Raw genomic sequence first — 423 nt, 5'->3', positions numbered from 1 at the left:
CGCCGCCCCGGGGGGGGCTGGTGCGGGGGGTGTCGGCCGCGGGGCGGGGGGGGGGGCGGCGCGGGCGGGGGGCCGCGGCGCGGCCCGCCCCCCCCCCCCTCGGGCCGTCCGGCCGGGCTCAGGCGGCCCGGAAGCGGCGCAGCCGGAGGCTGTTGCCGACCACGAAGAGCGAGGAGAAGGCCATCGCGGCCCCGGCGATCATCGGGTTCAGCAGTCCGGCGGCGGCCAGCGGGATCGCCGCGACGTTGTAGCCGAAGGCCCAGCAGAGGTTGCCCCGGATGGTGGCGAGGGTCCGGCGGCCGAGCCGGACGGCGTCGGGGGGGGGGGGGGGGGGGCGGCCGGGCGGGGGGGGGGGGGCGCCCGCGCTCTGGGCGGCGGTGCCGGTGCGCAGAGCCCGCCCCCCCTCGGGCCGGGGGTGCTCGG

1 pseudogene is annotated in these 423 nt (G+C 84.2%); it reads right to left on the bottom strand.

What is annotated here, in order from left to right:
* Positions 1-118 precede the first annotated feature (118 nt).
* Positions 119-423 (bottom strand): annotated as a pseudogene (locus ACFWXO_RS44655) (heavy metal translocating P-type ATPase); the annotation flags it as partial.

It is taken from the genome of Kitasatospora sp. NPDC059088, from assembly GCF_042738155.1.
Taxonomy (GTDB): Bacteria; Actinomycetota; Actinomycetes; order Streptomycetales; family Streptomycetaceae; genus Kitasatospora.
This window is presented reverse-complemented; position numbering and strand designations above follow the sequence as displayed.